The following is a 23,435-nucleotide window of genomic DNA, read 5'->3' as shown; positions in this document are numbered from 1 at the left end:
TTCAACATCAAACCAAATTTTTTTCACTCTGCAGCAAATGCGTCATTGGGTGTTGACGAATTGCTTTTGCTTTCCATGCTGTCCATTTGTCAGGTACTTGCGTCAGCACTTGATCGGCGTTTGCCTCATCAGAAAATGCACAAAATACACAAGCTCCCGATCCGGTCATTCTGGCGTCACCGAAAGTTTTAAGCCATTTAATGGCTGCATCAACTTCTGGAAACAAAGAACAAGCAACTATTTGCAGATCGTTTTTCCATTCCATTTTTGAATGGCTGGAAAAGTCCGCTATTCTGATTGGTTTTGTGTCTCGTGTCAACTCTTTTGCCGAAAAAATTGCTGGTGTCGGGACTTGCACTCCCGGTTCGATGACGACGAACCAGCTATCAGGAGTGTCGATCGCCTCTAGTTTTTCGCCGATGCCTTCAGCAAAAGCGTTTTGCCCGAAGATAAAAAACGGGACATCGGCGCCTAGTTGCAGACCAAGTTCCATGAGCCTGATCCGGCTCAGTCCGCACTGCCATGCATGATTCAGTGCGATTAATGTTGTTGCGGCATCAGAAGAGCCGCCACCAAGGCCGCCACCCATCGGAAGTTTTTTGTGCAAAGTAATATTTGCACCGAGCTGCGTTCCCGCATTGGCTTGCAATAGCTTTGCTGCGCGAATAATCAGGTCGCTCTCGGCGGGAACGCCGGGGATGTCGTTGACACGCACTATCTGCGCATCATCGCGCACCTCGAAATCGAGAGAGTCGCCATGGTCGAGTAATTGGAATGCCGTTTGCAGCAAATGGTAGCCATCCGCACGACGACCGGTGACATGCAAAAACAAATTGAGTTTGGCCGGTGCCGCGCAATTAGCTAAGTTGCGGATCATTGCGGCGTCCATTGATCTATCGCGATGCGCAAGGATAGTTCTCCTGCTTGCAGCGTGGTGCGTTGCAGGTCGATGCGTTTAGGGTGCGTCATGTTGCCGCCGCTATCCCAGGTCGCGTATCGCAGGTGCCAGCCATCGGTGTCGATTTCTGTATTGTCTTGCGCGGCCAGTGCTGTGCGCTGGCCTTGCGGGTTGCGGCTAAATGCCTGCAGCCAGTCGCGCAGGCCGCTGACGGGAAGTGACCAGCCAAGGCTGTCGGTCAGGAGGCTGTCGATATCGCTGGCATAGCGAGTTTCCTGGCCTGCTTGTTGCAGGCTGGCGCCCGTCGCTGATTGCTTGATAGTGGCGATCGTTTGTCCTAACTGAGAGAGCAGGGTGATGGTGAGGTCGCTGCTGGTTTGTTGCCATTCAAAACTGCCGGGCAAATTTTGTGGTTTATCGTTCTGCTGATAACGGACCAGAATGCGGCCATTGATCTGTATGTCGCTGTGATAGCGGCGCTCCGGCGCATTATCTGCCGGCTTGCGTGGTGCGCTGGCGCAACCGCTTAGGCATATGCTCAGGCATAGCAATAACAAAAAAATAGGGGAGTATCTTGTTGGATGCGGCGATGCCGCACTGTTTTCTTGGTGCATTTGATGTGGTTCGTCTATGCTGGGGTGGAGTATATTTTAAGAGCCAGCTGCATCAACTGGCGATTATCTTCGGTTACTGACGCGGGTTGATGCAGTTTTTCTGATTACAGTTTGACGTTTAAGCGCTGTAGAGTCGTTTTTAAGCTCTCGTTTTCAGGATCTTTAGCTTTCGCTTCGCGCCAGAGTTTTTTTGCATCTTCTTTGTGACCTTGCATCCATAACACTTCGCCTAAGTGAATTGCGATCTCGGCATCCTGACGCAGTTCATAGGCACGTCGCAGATCTTTTTCTGCGTCATCCAATCTCGCCAGGCGGAATTTGACCCAGCCCAGGCTGTCAAGAATAAAGGCGTCGTTCGGTGCCAGGCTGGAGGCTTTTTCAATCAGCGTCAGCGCTTCATCCAGATGAATATTGCGATCCGCAAATGAATAGCCAAGCGCGTTATATGCATGCTGGCTATTCGGTGCCAAGGCAATGACGCGACGCAGCGCGGTTTCCATGGACTCATTTTTTTTCTGCGACTCTGCCAGCATGGCGTAGTCGTACAGCAGATCGGTGTTGTCCGGATAGCGTTGTAAGGCTGCTTCCATGACGCGATTTGCCTCGTCAGCTTGTTTTGCTTCGCGTAGCAGTTGCGCTTCAGCTTGTGCGAGTTGCGCTTGCTCCGTGTCATTAGCGGCTTTGTAATCGCGTAAAAACTGTCTTGCGTCTGCCAGCTTGCCTTCTTTTGCCATCAACTGAGCGCGCCGGATTTGGGTGTTGAAATAGGCGGCATTGCGGCCGTCATAGGACTCGACTTTCGCCAGCCACGCTTGTGCCGCAGGATAATCGTCGCGCTCGACGGCGAGTTGTGCCAGGTTCAGTAGCGCTGGCGTCGGATCGCGTTCCTCGGTCGGGTTGGCTTCCAGTTCGGTCAGATAGCGACTCAGGTATTGTTCGGCGAGTTGATTATTGCCGGGCTTCTTTTTGCCTTCCATGGTCAGGATGCCGAGGGTGTAAAGCACATTGATATCGTCGGGTTTGTCACGCAGCAGTTGTTCAAATTCTTGCGTCGCCTTATCCATCTGATGCTGATCGATCAGGATGCTTCCATAGGCCAGGCGCACGTCACGAGCTTTCGGATTTTTTTGCAAAAATGCAGCCATCGCTTTCATGGCATCGCCTTGTTTGGATGCTTGCGCGATCGTGAGTACCGCCAGTTGAGAATCAGGTTTTGCCTGCAGCACCAGCTCGGCCTCAGTTACTGCACGCTTGTTGTCGCCTCTGGCGTAAGCGCCCTGAGCCAGCGCCAGATGTGCTTCCGGCGTGGTTTTGTACGGCGCGACAATTTCTTCTAGCGTGTCGAATGCGGCGCTCTTATCACGCGCACGTGCTAACAGGCGCTGTGCCTGCAGCATGAGCAAGGCGTATTGTTTCGGTTCGGCGCTACGGAGTTTATCGGCAAAGACTGATTGAATTTCGGCCAGATTATTATTCATCACCATGAAGCCAAGGTAATACTGCGTTGCCTCGTTGGAGTTAGGAGCGAGTTCGCGCCAGAGGCGGATTGCCGTCAGTGATTCACCTGGTTGTTTGGCGGCAAGCGCCATTTCAGAGGCACGCCGGGCGAGGCGGGGATCGCGGGTTTGCTGAGCAACGCTAAGGATAGTGACATAGGCGGCCTGCCAGTTGCCGCGCTGAAAAGCGATTTCGGAGGTCAATATTTTATATAGCAATTCGTCAGTGAGGGCGACTGAAGGCAAATTCTCTTCGCCACGTTTGCTGATCTGCCCTTCGCCCATCGCATGCTCTGCCGCCAGCGCTGCTTGCGCCGCATCCGTTGCACCAGCTGCCTGGTGCGCGTCCTCTGACATGCCTGACTTCAGCGGGGACATACCGTTGCACGCCGATAGCAGGAGGGAGATGGCAAGCGCCGGAGCAATTGCTCGCAGAGCCGTTACAATAGACGCGGTCTTGCCATTATTGGAATTGGAGGATGTTGCGGAAGGCAATGCAACTTTGCTGCGATGAGTGTGCGAAACAGTTTTCAAAACAATATCCAAATTTGACTGACGATGCTTGATTTTACGCTGAAGCCGTATCTGCGTGGGACCTTCGATGCAGGGACTCTGTGTCAAATTGTAATCACGCAGGGTTTATATAAAACACCCTGATGAGGGCATTTTTTCGTAATACTTATTTGCACCTTCTTCGTTGCTGCACCCACCAATAATGGTAGTGCGCAATTTTTTCATTGATCGATTGCACATGGCGGTTAGTTAATCAGCCCATAAATTTATGCCAGAACTCCCCGAAGTTGAAGTTACCCGCCGAGGTGTCGCACCGCACCTGATCGGACAACAAGTTACGCAAGTAGTTCTGCGGCGTGCGGGTTTGCGCTGGCCTTTTCCGGAAAATTTGCCGGAATTGCTCCTGGGGCAAACGGTTCTCGCTGCCAGTCGGCGCGGTAAATATCTGTTGCTGGAATTTCACCACGGAACAGTCTTAATTCATCTGGGTATGTCGGGACATCTACGTATCATCCCTGCAACGACGCCAGCACAAAAACACGACCATATTGATATCGTCGTTGGCAAACAGGCCTTACGCATGACGGACCCGCGGCGATTTGGTGCGGTACTCTGGCATGATGCTGAGGACGGCGACGTGAATCAGCATCTCTTATTGCGCGCTTTGGGTGTTGAGCCGCTAGAGGATGTATTTACTGCTGAGTTGTTGTACAAGCAGACACGCCAGCGCAAGGCAGCGATCAAGCAAGTCTTGCTGGCCGGCGATATTGTGGTCGGAGTTGGCAATATCTATGCATCCGAAAGTCTGTTCCGGGCAAAAATCAACCCAAAAATCTCGGCCCATCGTATCAGTCTGGCAAGATATCGCCTGTTAGCAGAAGAAATTCGCCTGACGTTGCGGGCTGCTATCGAGAAAGGTGGCAGTACTTTGCGTGATTTCATCGGTGTTGATGGACAAACAGGCTATTTTCAGCAGTCATATTTCGTATATGATCGTGCTGGTGAGCAATGTCGGCTCTGCGGAACAACAATACGACAGATCAAACAAGGCCAACGTAGCACTTTTTACTGCATAAATTGTCAAAAATAGGCCAAAATGCTAGATTCTCCGGATACTAAAAATATTATTTGAGGGCAACATGAGTAATCTGGTTCAAAAATTCCAGGAATACAGCGATTGGCGCAAAGGTGTCGTGAACGCGCTTGAACAATATCGCGCGTGGATAAGTGGATCGGATATGGCCGATGCCGCCAGCGATCAGCGTATTTCGCGTTTGTTGGAAAGACTGGTGGATGACAAATTATCTATCGCCTTTGTTGCGGAATTTTCACGTGGCAAATCTGAATTAATTAACGCGATTTTCTTCGCGGATTATGGTCAGCGTATTTTGCCGTCATCAGCCGGTCGCACCACCATGTGCCCGACTGAACTGTTGTATGACGAAACAATCCCGCCTTGCATTCGTCTGCTGCCGATTGAGACTCGCAAAGAAGCGCAATCGACCAGCGATTACAAAGGCCAGCACAACGTCTGGACCGTGCTGCCGCTGAATATCAGCTCTGGCGACGGTATGCTCGAAGCATTTAAGCAAGTTAGCCTGACGAAAAAAGTATCCATAGAAGAAGCAAAATCCTATGGACTGTTTGACGAAGATGACCCCGATGCGCCGCTAGAAATCGATGAAAACGGCATGGTCGAAATTTCTCAATGGCGTCATGCGATTGTGAATTTCCCGCACCCTTTGCTTAAAGAGGGCTTGATCATCGTTGATACGCCAGGCTTGAATGCGATTGGTACCGAGCCTGAATTGACGCTGAATCTGATTCCGAACGCGCATGCGGTTTTGTTTATTCTGGCTGCCGACACTGGCGTGACCAAGAGCGATATCGATGTTTGGCGCAATCACATCGGCGGTGGTCCAGGTCGCATGGTTGTGCTGAATAAGATTGATAGCATGTGGGATGAGTTACGCACACCCGAAGAAATCGAGAGTCAGATCAAGCATCAGATCTCGACGGTGGCACATAATCTGTCTATCGATGAAAAACAAATTTTCCCGGTCTCTGCACAAAAAGGCTTGGTTGCCAAAATCAATAAAGATGCACCGTTACTTGCCAAGAGCCGCTTGCCGACCCTGGAATATGCACTGTCTAAAGAATTAATCCCGTCGAAACAGGAAATTATTCGTGCCCAGATGTCGTCTGATATCAACGAAATCACAGGCGGACAGCAGGCGATTCTCTCTGCCCGCAGCCGTAGTGTTGTTGAACAGATGATGGAGCTGAAAAGCTTGCGTGGCAAGAACGTCAATGTGATCGAACACATGATGCGTCGTATCGATGCAGAGAAAAAAGAATTTGATGCCAGCCTGATCAAAATGCAGGGAACGCGCGCAGTCTTCACCCGTCTCTCTACCGAAGTTTATACAAGCCTGGGTATGGATATTCTGCGTGAAGAGATCCGTAAAGCCCGTGATGAAATGGAGAGCAGTAATTTTTCATCCGGACTGAAGGATGCGGTCAAACAATTCTTTAGCAATATCAAATTTAATCTCCAGGCCTCAAATAAAAAGACTGACGAAATTTCGGAGATGATGACGATCATGTACCGTAAATTTTCGACAGAACACGGCCTGGCATTGACTGCGCCGATGCCGTTTTCACTGCAAAAATATATACAGGAAGTCAATGCGGTAGAAGCGGTATTTCAAAAGCAATTCAGCGCTACGACTTTGCTGACCAAGCCCCGTGTGGTAGTCATGCAAAAGTTTTTTGACTCGATTGCTGCGCGCGTAAAACAAAGTTTTTTGCAAGCGAACCGTGATGTCGAAGCCTGGCAAAAAGTTGTGATGGCACCGTTAGAGGCGCAAATTCGCGAACACAAAGGCCAGTTGAAAAACCGTATGCAATCGATACAACGGATTCATGTGGCAACGGATAGTCTGGAAGAAAAAATCAACTCCTTCGAGGCGATTCAGGCAGAGATGGATGCACAGAAGGGCAAACTGAATGAGATGGAAGCGAAATTGAAAAATGCTTTGTCAGCCGAGTTGAGTGCGCTCAAGGCGGCTTGATAGGCTGTTTTTTTGATCGTATTATGAATCAGTTTTTTTAAAATTTCTTCAAGTTGATCTGTAATTCAACACAGATCAAACCACATAAAAAAAGCTCACCAATTATTTATTGGTGAGCTTTTCAATTTCTTTGTTCAGTTTTTCAATGGTCGTATCACTGACCTGCCTGGTACACCATATATGGCGCTGATTACCGGAACCTAATTCCGGAAAAGACAGATAGCGGTAAGCATGAGGATTAAGCTCGAATCGCCTTACTAATTGCATTGCCTCGTCAAGCGTCAGAAAAAAGTAATCTGCACGCCGGTAAGAAATCATCTGAAACAGATGCAGATTATCCGCGGTGGTCAGCTCTATCGTTGGATCCCACTGCTTAATTTTTTTATCAACTTGTGCGCCGTAAGAATAGCTGGATTTATTAAGTAAAATCAGCTTTTGATTACTGAGCAGGTCGTCGATTGTCTTGATGTCACCCAGTTGCGGATTGTCGCTGGCGACAACAGCAATGGTCGGACCGTCCTGATAGATAGCACGGGTAAATTTGCCTAGTAATGCGCGCTGAGGGTTTTTAAAAAAACCAATCAGACAGGCTTTTTCCTGATTGTTTTCTATGATTTGCAACTGCCGGTTGATCGGTACATTTCTCCACTGGTAGTCGATCTTTGCCCGTCGAAAAACTTGTTTCACCGGATCCGCAATGACCCCTTGCACATCCCCGTCTTTGCTGGTTTCTGTATAAGGAACGCGGTCTGAATAAATCAGATACACAGGGTCTTGCGCATAGACAGATGCAAGACTCAGACTGAGGAGAGTGCCGGCAAAAAATGCTTTGTTCATGGTGATCTGAATCGGCAGTTCTGAAGAAAATACTGATAGCGTTGATGCTAAAGAAAGCTCTCGTGTCTTGCAAGCCGGGATGTCGTTTATATCGTATAAATAAATATGATCTTGCAACGCGGGCTTGTCTAAATGCCGCTCGCGGCATTATACGATTATAGGACTTTGGATAAACGATGCTGTTTATCCCGAGCAGGGTACGCAACTGTGTGGAGTATCCGCAGACCAACTCACGCGCAGTCTTATCTGGCGTGAGTTGGCATCCGTGAATTAGTGACTTTCCAGCAAACTCTTCAACTGATCTGAGCGAGAAGGGTGGCGCAATTTTTTCATTGCCTTCGCTTCAATCTGGCGTATCCGCTCCCTCGTCACTTCAAACTGCTTACCGACTTCTTCCAGTGTATAGTCACTGACCATTTCCAGACCAAAGCGCATGCGTAATACTTTTGCTTCGCGCGGGCTGAGTGAGTCCAGTACTTCTTTCAACTTCTCCTGAACAGAGGCTTGCATTGCCGCAGCCATTGGCGACAGAGTGTGATTATCCTCAATGAAATCGCCGAGTTGAGAGTCGCCGTCGTCACCGATAGGCGTATCCATTGACACCGGCTCTTTCGCGATCTTCATGATTTCGCGGATTTTGCTTTCGGATATTTCCATCTTCTTCGCAATGATTGCCGGATCAGGTTCTACGCCGCTTTCCTGCATCAACTGACGTTTGATACGGTTCATCTTATTGATGGTCTCTATCATATGCACAGGTACGCGGATGGTTCTGGCCTGATCAGCAATCGCCCGCGAAATCGCCTGGCGTATCCACCAGGTCGCATAGGTTGAGAATTTATAACCACGACGATATTCAAACTTATCAACGGCTTTGAGTAAGCCGATATTGCCTTCCTGAATCAGATCAAGGAATTGCAGTCCGCGATTCACATATTTCTTTGCAATTGAAATCACCAGCCGCAAATTAGCCTCAGTCATCGCACGCTTAGCATCTGCCGCACGTTTTTCGCCTGCCACCATTTGCTTATTGGTCTTACGCAAATCGTTGAGTGGCATGGATACTTTTTCTTCCAGTGCGACGAACTTCTGCTGCAGCTCATTCGCTGCATGGATATGGCGTTGCAGGGTCGCGCTATGCGCCTGGTTACTGTCGATCTCGTTACTCAACCATGTGGCATTCGTTTCATTGCCAGGGAATTTAGCGATGAAATGCGCGCGTGGCATGCCGCATTTATTAATCAGCAAATCCTGCATTTTTTTCTCGATCTGACGCAGCTCTGCCATTTGCTTGCGTAAGGTGTCGCATAATTTTTCTGTCGTCTTTACGGTAAAACGTATACCCAGCAGCTCTTGCGAAATACGCTCTTGCGCTTTTACATAATTGGAGGATTGATAGCCTTCTTTAGATTCCAGTTCGCGCATCTTTTCAAACTGGCGGCCGATGACGGCAAATTTGAGCAGTGCTGCATTTTTTAATTGCAGTAATTGTTCTTCACTGACAGCGTCTGCACTGACGGCATCTTCTTCGTCTTCCTCATCTGCTTCATCGCTATCATCCTGAGCCGCAGCGATGCTGGTCAGGCTGCTATCTTCCTTGGCGTCAGGATCGATCAGACCATCAATGATGTCATCAATCTTGATGTCATCCTTAGCGATCTTGTCGGCTATCGCCAGCATTTCTGCAATCGTACTTGGGCTGGCTGAGATGGCTTGCAGCATATCTTTCAAGCCGTCTTCGATGCGTTTAGCAATCTCGATTTCGCCGCTGCGGGTTAATAATTCGACGCCGCCCATTTCGCGCATATACATACGTACAGGATCGGTGGTGCGGCCAAAATCAGCGTCGACGGTTGAAAGTGCCGCAGCAGCGGTAGCTTCGGCTTCGTCATCGCTGACCGCCGTCACGACGCTGTCAGTCAGTAGCAGCATCGTGGCATCCGGTGCCTGATCATACACAGCAACGCCCATATCGTTGAGTGTACTAATGATGCCTTGTACCATTTCAGGATCGGAGACGTTTTCCGGCAAATGGTCATTGATTTCTGCATGCGTCAGATAGCCACGGTCCTTGCCGATCTGTATTAGCTTGGTCAGTTTTTTGCGATATTGCTCTAACTGTTCGACGGATGTTGCACTTGCCGTACCTGTTGACGCTTTTCTCGCCTTGGCTCTGGCAACGGATTTCAGCTCGGCAGACTCCACTGCATTCAGTGCGCGGATTTCGTCATTTTCAAACTGGAATTCACTTGGCTTGCGCCCGCGTTTAGCGGCTTCTTTTATCGTTGGCAATACGTAAGCGGAGGTATCAACAGTCGCGACATTGACTTTGACAACGGGTGCCGCTTCTTGTTTCCAGACGCGAGGTGCACGTTTGGTGACGGTACTGGATTCAATTTGCTCTGGCTCGCTTTGTACTGCGCTTTGTATCGCGCTTTGTACGATGTTTGCTGCAACAGGTGGTGCTGAAACTGAAACAGAAGACACGGACAGTGCTGCGTTAGTTTCAGGTGTCACGATCAACTTTTTACTTAAGCGTGAGCTCGATTTTTTTACGACAACAACCGGTGCTGCAACATTGTTAACGCTGCCCACGGTGTAATCAGTGAATTCACTTTCTGCCGCTGTCGCCGGTACCTGCAACAGGATTTCTTGTTTGACCGGATCTGCTATGGTCTCTGCGTTGTCAGAAACCTCTGATAACGCGACGTCCGCTTTGGCGGTTTCTGTTATCTGTTCTTGTACTGCTTCTTTTACCGCTTCTTCTGCCTGTTTTTCAGCACTTATTTCTTGCTGCGTCTCTGCGACCTCTTCGCTGAGCACTGTTTGCGTGTCAAGCTCGGTGTCCGTCAGGCATTCCGGTGCGGACTGAGAGACTGGCGTTAGCACAGGTGCGAGCTTGGACCGGCGTTTGGTGATGACGGTAACCTGAGCAGATACAACGGGCATTGCGTCTGCCATGATTTGCTCATGCACGACAGCTTGCACCGCAATTGTTTTTGCTTCGATCGCAGAGTGAGCCGGTTCTTTAGCTTCTTTAGTTCCTATGCTCAGACGTTTTTTAATGCCGAGGGTAAGAGTTGATGCGCTTTTTTGAAGAGGTAAGCCAGTGGAATCAGTTGAATTATTTTTCATGTAACGAAATCTAGTACGACAACAAATTAATACGCGTAGGGAGCTTGAAAGCCAATCAGCGAGCGTCCCTCAATCAAAGATGAAAAAAGCCCGCTGGTGAAAGCGGGCTTTCTTCATCTTTATTCAAGGATGAACAGAGGACGCGATTATCCTAGGCTTCGGCTTTCTTTGCAAGTTAAGTTGCACATTTTTTGCGCTAATCCGTGTTTGAATTTTGCAGAGAAATTCGATGGTAAAAATTCATCTTAATAGAATGCAGAATTGATTCTGAGCTCGCAGGATTGAGGCGGGAGTCTCGGGTATTTCTGTCATCAAATTGACAAAATTACCTTTATACTTAATGCACTTTCTTTTCTGTTTGTGTTTAATGAAATCAAGCACCTCCAAAACAAGTGTGGCGAAGAGTGATGTGGCAAGCGCTATGACGGCTGGCACCACAAAAGCGGTCTCCTTGAACCATGCAGTCAGTGCGCTGCCAGAATCTGCGTATGCCGATCCCCGTTTTTCTGCCACATTAATTCAGTGGCAAAAACAATACGGGCGTCACGAGCTGCCCTGGCAGAACACCAGCGATGCCTATCGGGTCTGGTTGTCTGAAATCATGTTACAGCAAACTCAGGTAGCGGCAGTGATTCCCTACTATCAGCGTTTTCTCGATAGTTTTCCTAGCGTTTTTGCGCTCGCTGAGGCAGCGTCAGAGGATGTGATGGCGCATTGGAGCGGACTTGGTTATTACACCCGCGCACGCAATTTGCATCAATGTGCCAAGCAAGTCGTTGCGCTTTACGGGGGACGCTTCCCTAGTGATCCCCAGCTATTACAGCAATTGCCAGGTATAGGGCGATCGACTGCAGCAGCGGTTGCAGCATTTTCTTATGGTACCCGTGCGGCAATTCTGGATGGGAATGTCAAGCGCGTATTCGCCCGGGTTTTTGGCATTGCCGGGTATCCCGGAATGAAGAAAATTGAAGACGATATGTGGTTGCGGGCGCGGGCGCTGTTGCCGGAAACTGATATCGAATCCTACACTCAGGGATTGATGGATATGGGAGCGACTTTATGTACGCGCAGCAGTCCTTCGTGCGGGCGCTGTCCAATGCAGGAGCGTTGCGTGGCTTATGCAGAGCAGCGCACCGCCGAGCTGCCGACACGTAAGCCCAAAAAAGAATCTAAGGAAAAACATACGCTGATGCTGGTGTTGCGGTATCAGAGCAAAGTGTTATTGGAGCAGCGGCCTGATAGTGGTATCTGGGGCGGATTGCTTTCTTTACCTGAGCTGGATGGTATGCAAGAGCGTAATCCTGATGCGTCTGCTGACGAAATACATGATTTGCCTGAGCAAAGTCTGGCAGCAAAAAAGTATGCTGCGCGCTTCGGTGATATCGAAGGAATTCAGCAACTGCCGGGGTTTTCGCATGGATTTACCCATTTCAAGCTACACGCGTCTGTGTTGCAATTTAATGTGGCTCGTCTCAGTTTACAAGTCGCTGAACCACGCTGGGTCTGGTTAGATATGGCGCAGGTAGAGCAGGCTGCATTACCCGCACCTGTAAAAAAATATTTACTGTCAATGTGATGCCAAATACCAAATACCAAATACCAAATACCAAATACCAAATACCAAATACCAAATACCAAATACCAAATACCAGATACCGGAAAAGTGACTGTGGTCGGCTCATTGAATATTGATGGACTTACGCAAAAAACTAAGACCTCTCACCACTGAGGCGCGGAGACGCAGAGACACAGAGAAAAGGCAGGAGTAAGCGCCTGTAACCCTAACGAATCCGCAAGCGGAGTGCGCCTGTTGGCACGAAATGCCTCTGCAAGCCGCATCCAGCCTGCGGATTCCATGTGGCGATTGATAAATAATTTGTCGTATTGCGTAAGTCCTGATTGATTATTAGTCGTCGATTTAGGCTAGTTCGTCGCATGAGGCAGTGTTCCGTCGCAGGTTTGCATAACAAAGAATAAAGCTGGCAAGATCCAATGCCGTTGCAGAAAAGTTTATTGAAAGGAGATGGATTTGTTTTTCACTACGATCGTCAGAATGGCTGGCCTGAGTCTGGCATTGAGCCTTAGTAGTCCTCTGGCAGTACAAGCAGCAACCAAGCAGGCGGCGACCAAGCCATGCCGGATTCCAGATTTTCCTCAGGAAGTGCAGTGCGGACAGATACAACGACCGCTTGACCCCGCACAACCGGACGGGAAGAAAATCGATGTTCATTTTGTTGTGGTGCCATCTCAGGATAAAAATAAATTATCTGATGCTGTCTTTGTTTTGGCTGGTGGTCCCGGTCAGAGTGCGATCAATGTCGCGGCCTGGGGGCAGCTGGTATTGGGACGCCTGAACCGTCGCCGTGATCTGGTCTTTGTTGATCAGCGCGGCACGGGGCGTAGTGCACCCTTGCGATGTCCTGAATTAGAAAACGGCAGTGAATTGATCAGCAAAGAACAATCACTGCAATTGACGCTGACCTGCATGAAAAACCTGCAAGCACTGCCTTACGGAGATCTGCGATATTTCAGTACCAGTATTGCAGTACAGGATTTAGAGGCCGTGCGATTGCATCAGGGCTACGGCAAGATCAATCTGGTTGGTGCCTCTTATGGCACCCGTGCTGGTCTGGAATTTTTACGCCAGTATCCGCAATCGGTGAAGCGTATGGTGATTGATGGCGTGGTGCCGCCGGATATGCGCCTTCCGGCTGAAGATACCCAGAAGGGACTCGATGGCCTATTTGCTTATTGCGCCAGAGATAGTGCGTGCAACGCGGCATATCCCGATCTGGCGCTGCGCTGGAAAAAATTATTAGCCAGTCTGCCGCAAAAAACATCGTTTATCCATCCCCGCTTAGGATCGCCGGTTTCTGCGACGATTACGCCGGATGCCTTGTTGGGGATGGTGCATAAAACCTTATATGTCCCGACCAGCGTGTCTGCTTTGCCGTATGCACTGACCCAGGCCGAGCAAGGGAATTACTCGCCGCTGGTTACCCTCAGCGGCTCTTTCGGATTGCCGTCGCCGATAGACATCGCTTACGGTATGCATTTCTCCGTCTGGTGTGGTGAAGCATTTGGCCGGCCAGCCAGCAAGCCTGCTGCCGATGAGTTTGAAAAAGTCATGGAGCAACTGTATGAATCTGTTTGCAGCGCCTGGCCACATGCGACTGTCCCGGCAGCTTTTTATACGGTCCCTGTCAGCCCGGCACCCGTCTTGTTGCTGAGCGGGGGGATTGATCCTGTTACACCAACCCGCCATGGCGAGAGCGTCGCTAAAGCGCTGGGAGCGAATGCGCGGCATCTGAGTATTGATAATGCAGGGCATGGCTTGTTGACACAAGGTTGTGTCCGTGATGTGGTGTATCGCTATCTAAATGCAAAAGAAGATGCGGATGCGCTCAAAGTTGATGCGACTTGTGTCCGTCAGATTCCGCGACCGCTAGCATGGCAACTGCCCAAAGCGAAGCCTGTAACTGGCACAGCCGTTACGCCTGATACCTCCGCTACGACTCAACCGGGAGTCAAGCCATGATTATCGTGAACGATTTACATAAGGCATTTATCCGTCAGGGCAAACCGGTATTTAAGCTCAATCTGAATTTTGGCAAGCGACAGCAAGAGTCGGTGAAAGCCGTTGATGGTGTAAGTTTTCGCGCTGAAGACGGTGCGATTACTGGCTTGCTCGGGGCGAATGGTGCGGGTAAAACAACCAGTCTGCGGATGATTGCCTCGTTGCTGGCGCCGGATCGCGGTGACATCTCGGTGGATGGCGTACAAGTCAAAGCGGGTCAGCAGGGAACGCAATCAACAATGGGTGTGTTGTCAGATGCCCGCGGCTTATACCCACGGTTGACTGCGCGGGAAAATATTCAGTATTACGGTAGCTTGCATGGCATGGAGCTGGGCCTGATTGAGCAGCGTACGCATCAGCTTGCGCATTGGCTGGATATGCATGCCTTGCTGGACCGGCGCACCGAAGGGTTCAGTCAGGGCGAGCGGATGAAAACAGCGCTGGCGCGTGCCTTGATCCATGATCCCAAAAATATCATTCTCGATGAGCCGACTAATGGACTGGATGTGGTCGCTACCCGTGCTTTACGCGAATTTTTGCGCTGGCTCAGATCGCCGGAGGGCGGAGGAAAATGCATTATTTTTTCTACGCATATTATGCAGGAGGTTGAGCGGCTCTGCGATCAGGTCGTGATCGTTGCACAGGGGCGTAATGTGGCGAGTGGTACGGTCTCCGAGTTATTGCAACACGCGGGTGAACCAAATTTTGAAGATGCATTCGTCAAGCTGGCATTTTTGACTCCAGCCACCACCATCACAAGAGGCAATGGATGAACGCTATGTTTGCTATTTTTCGTAAAGAGATTAAGGATGCCTTGCGCGACCGGCGCACTTTGCTGGTTGCCCTGCTCGGGTCATTGCTCGGTGTACCTTTGATTTTGTTTATTTTTTCAGTCGTGCTCTCTCAAGTAGAGTCGCAGGAGGAAAAACGCAGCGTGCTGGTGGTCGGCATGCAGCACGCTCCCGCGCTGGAGAATTTTATCCTTCGTCAGGGGTATCAGATCAAACAGGCTCCCGCTGATTACGAAGCCAAATCCAGAAACAAAGAAATTGATCAGCCTGTCTTATTAATTCCGGCGCATTTTCAGGAGAAGTTATCTGCCGGTGAAAAAGTCACTCTGGTCATTGCCTACGATACCTCGAACCGTCAGGCTGAATTCGGCTTGCGGCCATTGAAACGGATACTCGATGGCTATTCGCAGGAGAACGCTTCCCTAAGTCTGATGATGCGCGGTGTGTCGCCAGAAATTTTACAATTGATGGAAGTGAAAGAGCGTCATTTGCAAAGTGCAGACGAGCGCAAGGCGACGATCACAACGATGTTGCCGATGATGGTATTGATGGCGATTGTTCTGGGTGGCATGTATGCAGCCATCGATACCACTGCGGGTGAACGCGAGCGTGGCTCGCTGGAGCCGCTGATGATGAATCCGGTCTCTGGCTGGCAACTAGCCGTTGGCAAATGGGGGGCGGTCGCGGCGGTGAGTATGGGTGTCGTGGTGCTGACTATTTTTAGTTTTTTTCCGTCGCAATGGCTGATACGTAATGAGACTCTGCGTGCTGAATTTCAGTTCGGAATCCATGATGCGCTCGGATTTTTATGGGTATTGCTGCCGCTTGCTGCCAGTCTCGCGGCAATTCAGATTGCGATTGCGCTGGATTGTAAGGGGTATAAAGAAGCGCAAGTCCGTAACCAGATGATCAGTATGTTTGTACCGATGATTACGCTGATGCCGATTATTTTTCCCGGACGCGAGCCCGCCTGGTTTCAATGGGTTCCCGTGCTGGCACAAAATCAGATGATGAATCAGGTCTTAAAAGGAGAGGCCGTCAGCATGGTAGCGGTGACCACTGCGTTACTGGTATGTGCCGGTATGACTGCCGTGAGCCTGGCCTATGTGGCGCAAAAAATGCGCAGAGTCGTCATGGGGTGAGTTGCGCAGACGTCGTAGTCCGGCTCTGATGAAATGAGTTTTGCACCTTGGCGATGGCGTACGCTATATGCTGGCATGTTTGACAGCTAGACAAGTTTTTTACGCTTGTGATACTCTGGGCTCAGATTGTTGATGTTGTGATTTTTTCATTATGCCGGGTGCTGAATGCGACTTGCTTACGACTATGACGTCAGATCAGATTCCAGTAGATAGCGCTCATGCCTCTCAGGCTGCGACCCTTGTGCGCGACGCATGTGTGTCAAGCGCTCCGCATTCCTCTCATTCCATGCTGATTGCCAGTATCGCCCGCGGTGTGTCGCTGGGCGAGACCTTGCTTGGTATTGCCTCTGAATGTGAACGCGGGCTTCCCCTTGCTTGTTGTGCCATTTATCTCATCGATCAGGAGAGTGGTGGTATCGCAGTAGGCGCTGCTCCTGCATTGAGTGACGACTATCTGGACTCGGTAGCGGCATTGCATCTCGACCCTCAATTATGGATTGAGGTACAGCGTATCGATAGCCAGACTGCCAGGAATACGTCTGCTGATCGTATCAGGCATCACTTCTATGCTCATGCCTCTGCGCATGAGCTTTATCCCAGATTGATCGCACCTGTTCGCCTTGTCGATGGGAGCCTGGTAGGAATTTTTGTCTTGTATAACCGTGATTGCGATCAGGATATTGCTCCGCCTGCCGAACGTGTCCAAGGCGTTGACGAATTCATCCATCTGACTGCGATAGCGATGGAGCGAGAGCAGACGAATCTCCGGCTAGCGCAAGCCGAGAAACAACTGGCTGAAAGCGAGGCCAGCAAATACCGTATCGCTCAGGCGATTGAGGGCAGCGGGACAGGTATCTGGGATCGTGATATCAGTAAGAACGAAATCCGGTATTCCTCAGGCTGGAAAGCGATACTGGGTTATGCCGATAGCGATATCTTGTCGAATAAAATTGAAGAAAGTTATCACCGCTTGCATCCCGATGATCTGGATTTTGTCCGTGAGGCGATTCAGAATCATTTCGATCAGAAAACGGACAGCTACGAAGTCGATCACCGCATTCGCTGCAAAGATGGCAGTTATAAATGGATATCCAGCCGTGGCAAAGTCGTGAGCCGCGATGTGCATGGCAAGCCGCTACGCATGATAGGCACGACTACCGATATCAGCGCGATCCGGGCGATTTCAGATCGTCTGCAACAAAGTGTTGATCTCATTACCTCATTGACGAATGAAATTCCTGGACTAGTTTATCAGCACCGTTTATTACCCAGCGGGGAGACTTTTTTTTCTTATGTCAGTGAAGGTGTGGAGCAGATTTATGAACTCATGCCGGAACAGGTTGCCAGCGATATGTCCTTGCTGTATCAGCGTATTCATCCTGAAGATTTAACGAATTACCGCAGTTCTCTGGAAATGTCGGCCGTGCATTTGACGCCCTGGCAACTGGAATACCGTGTGATCTTGCCGCGTCAGGGGCTGCGCTGGTGCTATGGCAGCGCGCAGCCACGTCGCCTGCCTGACGGCAGTACGCTGTGGCACGGATTTATCAGTGATGTTACCGAACACAAACGGATTGAAATTGAACTGAAAGAATTCGCGACCATCGATTTTTTGACGCAGCTACCGAATCGCCGTTATTTTATGGGGCGCATGGAGGAGGAGCTGGCACGGATAAAGCGGATTGCCAGCACCCGCACAGCGATCCTGATGTGTGACCTCGATCATTTTAAAATGATCAATGATAGTCATGGTCATGCCGTCGGGGATCTGGTGTTAAAACATTTTGCAGGCATTCTCTCTGCCCAATTACGTGATAACGATATGGTCGGACGAGTCGGCGGTGAAGAATTCGCCGTCATTTTGTCTGACGTGTCTATCAATGAAGCGGATATCTTTGCCCGGCGTGTACAGCAGCAAATTGCCGATAGCCCCTTGCTGGTTGACGGCAGGCTGATCGTCATCACCGTGAGCGTCGGCGTCGCCGCGATGAGTGTCAATGATGCCAGCGCTGACGCAGTGCTATCTCGCAGTGATCTGGCGCTCTATAGGGCGAAAGAAAATGGCCGTAACCGTATCGAAATCGCTAAAGAAGTCTAGTCACGCATCAGGCCAAATTGCATTGCCGGCGGTCCTGATACGTCGTCGCGCTGATTTGATTTTTTCTCGGGCTGATTGCTTTAATGAAGTCGTCAAAGGCGCTACGATTACCTATACTCCCCTATTTTTTTAAAAATATGCCTTATTCCGCTTTATTTTAAAGCGTTATGAAAACATACAGGGTAGGGTATAGGGAATTACTGTTGCGGTGAGGATTTAACCCAGACGCCGGTGCCGGACTAATACCTGTTCTTTATCTTCAAAATATTCGGCGAGTTTTTCCACCATAAATACCGAGCGATGCTGGCCGCCGGTACAGCCGATCGCAACGGTCAGATAGCTGCGGTTGTCGTGTTTGAAATTTGGCAACCACTTCTCGATGAATTGCTGGATGTCGCGATACAACTCCTGCACCATTGCCTGTTCATCCAAGAAATGAATCACGGCTTGATCGCGTCCGGTCAGTGGTCGTAGTTGCAGATCATAGTAGGGATTCGGCAGCATCCTGACGTCGAAGACAAAATCAGCATCTAGCGGGACACCAATTTTAAATGCGAAGGATTCAAACATCAGCGTCAGCGGTGAGTGCTGAATCTGAATGATATTTTTGACCCATTCGCGTAGTTTGTTGGCGCTCAGATTGGAGGTGTCGATGACATGGGCCAGGAATTGTATCGTCGCCAGAATTTCACGTTCTTCCTGTATGCATTCGGTCAGGCTCAGGCGATCACCCATGGGCTGATCTTTTTGCAGCCGGTGCGATAAAGGATGGCTGCGGCGAGTTTCAGAGAAACGGGCGACCAGTGACTCGGTGCTGGCGGTTAAAAACAGAATTTTGACTTCATGACCTTCTGCGCGCAAGGTCTGTACCGTGTCTGGCAAGCTGGTCAGCAGATGTGCGCTGCGCGAGTCGATTGCCATCGCAGCAGATTGGATGCCTTCGCTGATCAGTGTTTTGACCAGCTCCGGCAGCAGGCTGGGGGGCAGGTTATCGACACAATAGAAGCCCGCATCCTCGACAACATTCAGTGCCACTGATTTGCCGGAACCGGAAATACCTGAGATCAGTAATATGCGCATGATGTGGACTGAGAGCGATGAGAGTGTTTAATGGCGTTTCTGCATTACGAGTGCTGCTGTTGCCGTCGCCTGAACACTGACGATGTAGAAAGCGAATAAGGAAAAAAGTAGCAGACCTTATTTTGACACTTATTCTGAATCTTCGTTCATCGCACGCCGCTGACGCTCCATGAACTCGTCCAGAGTGTTGATACCGCGTAATTGCAGAATCGTATTGCGTACCGCAGCTTCTAAGAGTACAGCGATATTGCGGCCGGCAGCGACCGGGATGACGACCTTGCGTATCGGCAGGCCCAACACTTCCTGGCTCTGCGAATCAATCGGCAGGCGTTCGTAATGTTCTTCCAATGTGCTGCGTTTGACCAGATGCACGATGAGTTTCAGGCGCATCTTGCGACGCACAGCAGTTTCACCAAAAATTGCCTTGATATCGAGTAAACCCAGGCCGCGTACTTCCAGCAGATTTTGCAGCAGCTCAGGACAGCGACCCTCAATCATGTTTGGCGCGATCCGCGAAAATTCGACGGCATCATCAGCGACCAGACCGTGACTACGTGAAATCAGCTCCAGTCCCAACTCGCTTTTACCTAAACCCGATTCTCCCGTGATCAGGACACCGACGCCGAGTACGTCCATAAATACGCCGTGCATCGTGGTGCGCTGTGCGAGTTTTTTGGATAGATAGACGCGTAAAAAATCGATGACCTGCGCGGACGGCAGTGGTGTAGAGAACAGCGGAATATTGTGATCGTCACAAGCGGTCAGAATCGCTTGCGGTGTTTCTAATCCCTGTGCCACGATCAGGGCTGGCGGCGCACCGGCAATCAGTTCTTTGATCAAATTACCGCGTGAAACGGTAGACAGGCGATGATAGTAAGCGAGCTCCTGATGACCTAGTACCTGAATGCGTCCCGGGTGAATAAAATTCAGATGGCCAACCTGATCCGCAGATGAGGTTGCATCGCCAGTAATTTGTTTGTCACCGCCAGAGAAGCCGGCAAACCATCCCAACTGCATTGCATCACGATTGTCGTCGAAGATTTTTTGTATAGTCAGTTCGGTCAGTAATGGCATGGCGGCTTACACAATCTGATGAGAAATGGTGGGGATGCGATCAATGGTGACGAGGCGTGGAGATGACGTATATTATTTGCCCGAAACAAGCAGCGCTGCGCCAGCCGCTGCTCATCAGGATACCGACTGGGGATTCGGTTGCCAGGTGACGATTTTTTCATAAATCGCTGCGGCACCTGGTTCCGTATTCAGGGTGTCGCGGAAGCTTTCATTAGAAAGCATTTCGGCAATTTCCGATAAGATTTCCAGATGCTGTTGTGTGACATTGTCGGGCATCAGAAGAAAAATCAAAATGCTAACCGGTTCACCATCAGGAGATTCGAAGGGAATAGGTTCTGCCAGACGTACAAAGGCAGCAATCGGTGCTTTAAGACCTTTGATGCGGCCGTGCGGAATCGCGACGCCATGACCCAGGCCAGTCGATCCTAAACGTTCGCGGGCGAACAGATTATCGGAGACCGTAGAACGGGCAATGCTGCAGTTGTTTTCAAATAACAAGCCAGCTTGTTCGAAGGCTCTTTTTTTACTGGAAACTTCAAGATCCAGAAGGACGTTAGCAAGAGGCAGTATTTTTGCAATATTTGTCATGACACAAGATCAGTGTTACAGCGGGAAATGCTTGGCGCACGGCGCAAAGCTGACAAATTATAGGCTTCTTTTCACCGTCTGCGTAAACCTCCCGGGAGCGAGAAACAGAAACCACAAAATATCTGCTGAAAATGTAATAAATACACAAAAACCTCAGATTTTTATGATTTTTTGATGATGTTTATGCTTATTAATCTTCAAATTTCAATTTTTTTTAAGGCGTGCCATCGCTTGGTAAAACGAGGTTTGACCTGAATCGATAAGGTAACTTTATAAGACGACGGGGTGATCCTGTCGGGCAGATAAATATGCAAACTTGCTTAATCGGCTAAGGCTCTGAAGGGCGCGTAGGAAAAACCAGTCTCAGGCGGGCTCCGGGGAAATCTTGGTGTGCCTCGCCGTTACTGATCTCGTAATCACCGCCGTGCAGTTGGATAATCGTTTTGATGATGACTGAGCCCAAACCTAGAGAAATGCCAGTCTGCCTGCTCGGTAAACCAGCAAACATCAGTCGCGTATCCCGCCTTTGTCCAAAGCGTGCAATGCCATCGGCGGACAAACCGGGGCCGTCATCTTCAACGATCAGCTCGAGCGTATCGGCGACAGGCTGCAATCGTATGCGCACCCGGCTTTGTGCATATCTGGCGGCATTATCAAACACATTGTGCAACAACCTGGTGATCAGATAGGCATCACCACTGATATGGCAAGCATTAGTGCAGGCAGCATCGATCTGTAATTCGAAAGTAACCGGCCGCTCTGCCTGCTGCTGTGCGTGCAGTGAATGGCTAGTTTCAGTTTTCAACAAGTCGCATAAATCCAGACGGCTAGCCAGATGAGCCAGATTGCGATAACGAGGCTCATCAATATGTGCGATAAAAAACAGATCGTCGATCAGGCGAGTGAAATAATCCAGTTCGCTCGTAATGACATTAAAAAATTCTTGGCGTTCCAGCTGCTCCATGCTTTCGCCATGCACGGCGATCGTATCAATTGCCGTACGCAGGCTTGTTAGCGGCGTGCGCAAATCATGCCCTAGTTCCTGTAGTAATTCCCGTCGTGTTTTTTCAATCGTCTGTAACTGTATTACCAGCCGCTGTATCTCGTCGGCCATGGTATTAAAGTGCTGCATCAGGCCGCCTATAGCATCCAGCCGGCCTGAGGTAAACCGTGCTGTCAGGTCACCTGCTTCTATGCTGTGTATCACCTGCCGTGCTTCGGCAGAGCGTCCGCGCAAATACAGCGTCAGCAATAATAATCCCAGCAAAATAGCGGTAATTAAGGTCACCACAAACAGGATTCCCATCGTCAAAACCGCACCCCGGGCCGGTGTGCCCGGATTATTCACCAGAAGGTAAACGGGTTCCGCTGATTGCAGACGTACGATGCCGGATGCCGCACTACCCGAAAAGAAGCGCCCCCGGGTCAGCACCTGATGGATCAGATCAGGTTTTTTACGTTCCAGCAGGCTGGCGGGCGGCGCATCTTTCACACTGCTTGCCAGCACCTGATTGTCCGTATTGACGACCCACATTTCCAGTGAGATTGCCGGCGATTCACTACGATATGTCTGTACTCGCCCCAGACCCTCTGCATAATTATCTCCTTCGACAATGCGGGCGATAAACAGATACATACTGCGCTGGACTTCATCTCCCGGTCGCATCGTTACCTCCCTGATCATCCACAGATACAGCAGGCTCAGTAGCACGGAAAAAAATACACTGATTACTAAAAAACGTAACCACAGAGGGCGACTCATGCTGACTCCAGTTTGTAGCCCACGCCGTAGATGGCAACGATACGTTCGATGGCACCGGCATCTTTTAATTTGCGACGTAAATGGCTGAGATGAGAATCGATCGTACGGTCGTAAATAGCGTTGTTGTCTTCAAACTGATTCAGTATCTGTTCGCGGGTAATGGCATCACCATTGGCCTGTACCAGTAGCATCAGCACTTCATATTCTTTCTTACCCAATTGCAGTAAGGTACCAGCGACACTCGCCGTACGGCGCTGAATATCCATCTGGATGCTGTCAAAACTGATCACCGGCCTGTGTAAGGCGGCAGGCTGGTGACGTGCTAGCAAACGTCGCATACGCGCACTGAGTTCACGCAGGCCGCAGGGCTTGCGGATGTAATCGTCCGCACCGCCTTCTATGCTGGCAACGACCGCGCTTTCATCCGTTCTGGCGGATAGCATCAATATCGGCGTAGTGGGATGCTGCCCCCGCAATTGCTGACACAAAGCGATTCCATCACCGTCAGGCAAGCCCACATCCAGCAAGAGTAATTCAAACACTTGCTGTTGCAGTAGTTGCATAGCTGCCGCCACGCTGGCTGCGTGACTGAGCGCAAAACCCTCGTATCGCAAGCCCATACTTAAGGTGCGTGCGATCATGGGATCGTCTTCAACAAACAGAACGTGAATTGCTGGAATCATGGATGCGGAAACAAGTAGTAACAAATAATGTGCCTTCATTTTGCCATAGTGAATCTCCTCAGGATGACTTCCA

General features: G+C 50.0%; 17 protein-coding genes. 7 read left to right on the top strand and 10 right to left on the bottom strand.

Annotation, left to right across the window (positions count from 1 at the left end; genetic code table 11):
* Positions 1-7: 7 nt before the first annotated feature.
* The 3 genes from ispE to ACO0K3_RS06720 form a co-directional block, all read right to left on the bottom strand.
* On the bottom strand, positions 8-877 hold the full coding sequence (gene ispE / locus ACO0K3_RS06730; protein ID WP_422983062.1) for a 4-(cytidine 5'-diphospho)-2-C-methyl-D-erythritol kinase: 870 nt from the start codon (positions 875-877) through the stop codon (positions 8-10).
* Positions 874-1,512, bottom strand: coding sequence for a lipoprotein insertase outer membrane protein LolB (gene lolB / locus ACO0K3_RS06725; protein ID WP_422983060.1), 639 nt, complete (start codon positions 1,510-1,512; stop codon positions 874-876). The genes ispE and lolB overlap by 4 nt, the downstream gene beginning before the upstream one ends.
* Positions 1,513-1,616: 104 nt before the next feature.
* Entirely contained in the window at positions 1,617-3,542 is a 1,926-nt protein-coding gene (locus ACO0K3_RS06720; protein ID WP_422983058.1) for a tetratricopeptide repeat protein, read from the bottom strand.
* 247 nt (positions 3,543-3,789) lie between these two features.
* On the opposite strand from ACO0K3_RS06720, the gene mutM reads away from it, so the two are divergent.
* Both mutM and ACO0K3_RS06710 read left to right on the top strand, forming a co-directional pair.
* Positions 3,790-4,611 carry a bifunctional DNA-formamidopyrimidine glycosylase/DNA-(apurinic or apyrimidinic site) lyase gene (gene mutM, locus ACO0K3_RS06715; RefSeq protein ID WP_422983056.1) on the top strand — a complete coding sequence of 274 codons (822 nt, stop codon included), beginning with the start codon at positions 3,790-3,792 and terminating at the stop codon, positions 4,609-4,611.
* A gap of 49 nt (positions 4,612-4,660) precedes the next feature.
* On the top strand, positions 4,661-6,595 hold the full coding sequence (locus ACO0K3_RS06710; RefSeq protein WP_422960535.1) for a dynamin family protein: 1,935 nt from the start codon (positions 4,661-4,663) through the stop codon (positions 6,593-6,595).
* A gap of 102 nt (positions 6,596-6,697) precedes the next feature.
* Here the strand turns inward: ACO0K3_RS06710 and ACO0K3_RS06705 are convergent, their stop codons facing one another.
* Both ACO0K3_RS06705 and rpoD read right to left on the bottom strand, forming a co-directional pair.
* A complete protein-coding gene (locus tag ACO0K3_RS06705) occupies positions 6,698-7,432 on the bottom strand; it encodes a substrate-binding periplasmic protein (RefSeq protein ID WP_422983054.1) in 735 nt (244 codons plus the stop codon).
* Between the two features lie 270 nt (positions 7,433-7,702).
* Entirely contained in the window at positions 7,703-10,165 is a 2,463-nt protein-coding gene (gene rpoD / locus ACO0K3_RS06700; RefSeq protein ID WP_422983193.1) for an RNA polymerase sigma factor RpoD, read from the bottom strand.
* Positions 10,166-10,934: 769 nt separating this feature from the next.
* Between rpoD and mutY the strand changes: the two genes are divergently transcribed.
* The 5 genes from mutY (at position 10,935) to ACO0K3_RS06675 (ending at position 18,175) form a co-directional block, all read left to right on the top strand.
* On the top strand, positions 10,935-12,143 hold the full coding sequence (mutY, locus tag ACO0K3_RS06695; RefSeq protein ID WP_422983052.1) for an A/G-specific adenine glycosylase: 1,209 nt from the start codon (positions 10,935-10,937) through the stop codon (positions 12,141-12,143).
* Positions 12,144-12,596: 453 nt separating this feature from the next.
* The gene (locus tag ACO0K3_RS06690; protein ID WP_422983050.1) at positions 12,597-14,105 is read left to right on the top strand and encodes an alpha/beta hydrolase; all 1,509 of its coding nucleotides are present in this window, start codon (positions 12,597-12,599) and stop codon (positions 14,103-14,105) included.
* The gene (locus ACO0K3_RS06685; RefSeq protein WP_422983048.1) at positions 14,102-14,917 is read left to right on the top strand and encodes an ATP-binding cassette domain-containing protein; all 816 of its coding nucleotides are present in this window, start codon (positions 14,102-14,104) and stop codon (positions 14,915-14,917) included. Before ACO0K3_RS06690 ends, ACO0K3_RS06685 begins: the two co-directional genes overlap by 4 nt.
* On the top strand, positions 14,914-16,077 hold the full coding sequence (locus ACO0K3_RS06680) for an ABC transporter permease (protein WP_422983046.1): 1,164 nt from the start codon (positions 14,914-14,916) through the stop codon (positions 16,075-16,077). Before ACO0K3_RS06685 ends, ACO0K3_RS06680 begins: the two co-directional genes overlap by 4 nt.
* 184 nt (positions 16,078-16,261) lie before the next feature.
* Entirely contained in the window at positions 16,262-18,175 is a 1,914-nt protein-coding gene (locus ACO0K3_RS06675) for a diguanylate cyclase (protein WP_422983044.1), read from the top strand.
* A 216-nt stretch (positions 18,176-18,391) separates the two neighbouring features.
* On the opposite strand, the gene rapZ is transcribed toward ACO0K3_RS06675, so the two are convergent.
* The 5 genes from rapZ to ACO0K3_RS06650 all read right to left on the bottom strand — a co-directional run bounded on the left by rapZ (position 18,392) and on the right by ACO0K3_RS06650 (position 23,386).
* Positions 18,392-19,255: an RNase adapter RapZ gene (gene rapZ, locus ACO0K3_RS06670; protein WP_422983042.1), complete on the bottom strand. Its 864-nt coding sequence runs from the start codon at positions 19,253-19,255 to the stop codon at positions 18,392-18,394.
* 129 nt (positions 19,256-19,384) lie between these two features.
* Positions 19,385-20,329, bottom strand: a complete 945-nt coding sequence (gene hprK / locus ACO0K3_RS06665; protein ID WP_422960544.1) for an HPr(Ser) kinase/phosphatase — start codon at positions 20,327-20,329, stop codon at positions 19,385-19,387.
* 114 nt (positions 20,330-20,443) lie between these two features.
* Positions 20,444-20,917, bottom strand: a complete 474-nt coding sequence (locus tag ACO0K3_RS06660) for a PTS sugar transporter subunit IIA (protein WP_422983040.1) — start codon at positions 20,915-20,917, stop codon at positions 20,444-20,446.
* A 328-nt stretch (positions 20,918-21,245) separates the two neighbouring features.
* Positions 21,246-22,679 (bottom strand): ATP-binding protein, encoded by a 1,434-nt coding sequence (locus ACO0K3_RS06655; protein WP_422983038.1) that lies wholly within the window; start codon positions 22,677-22,679, stop codon positions 21,246-21,248.
* Complete coding sequence (locus ACO0K3_RS06650; RefSeq protein ID WP_422983036.1) at positions 22,676-23,386, bottom strand: response regulator transcription factor; 711 nt, start codon at positions 23,384-23,386, stop codon at positions 22,676-22,678. Before ACO0K3_RS06650 ends, ACO0K3_RS06655 begins: the two co-directional genes overlap by 4 nt.
* Positions 23,387-23,435: the final 49 nt, after the last annotated feature.

It is taken from the genome of Undibacterium sp. Rencai35W (genome assembly GCF_049340185.1).
Lineage (GTDB): Bacteria > Pseudomonadota > Gammaproteobacteria > Burkholderiales > Burkholderiaceae_D > Undibacterium.
This window is presented reverse-complemented; position numbering and strand designations above follow the sequence as displayed.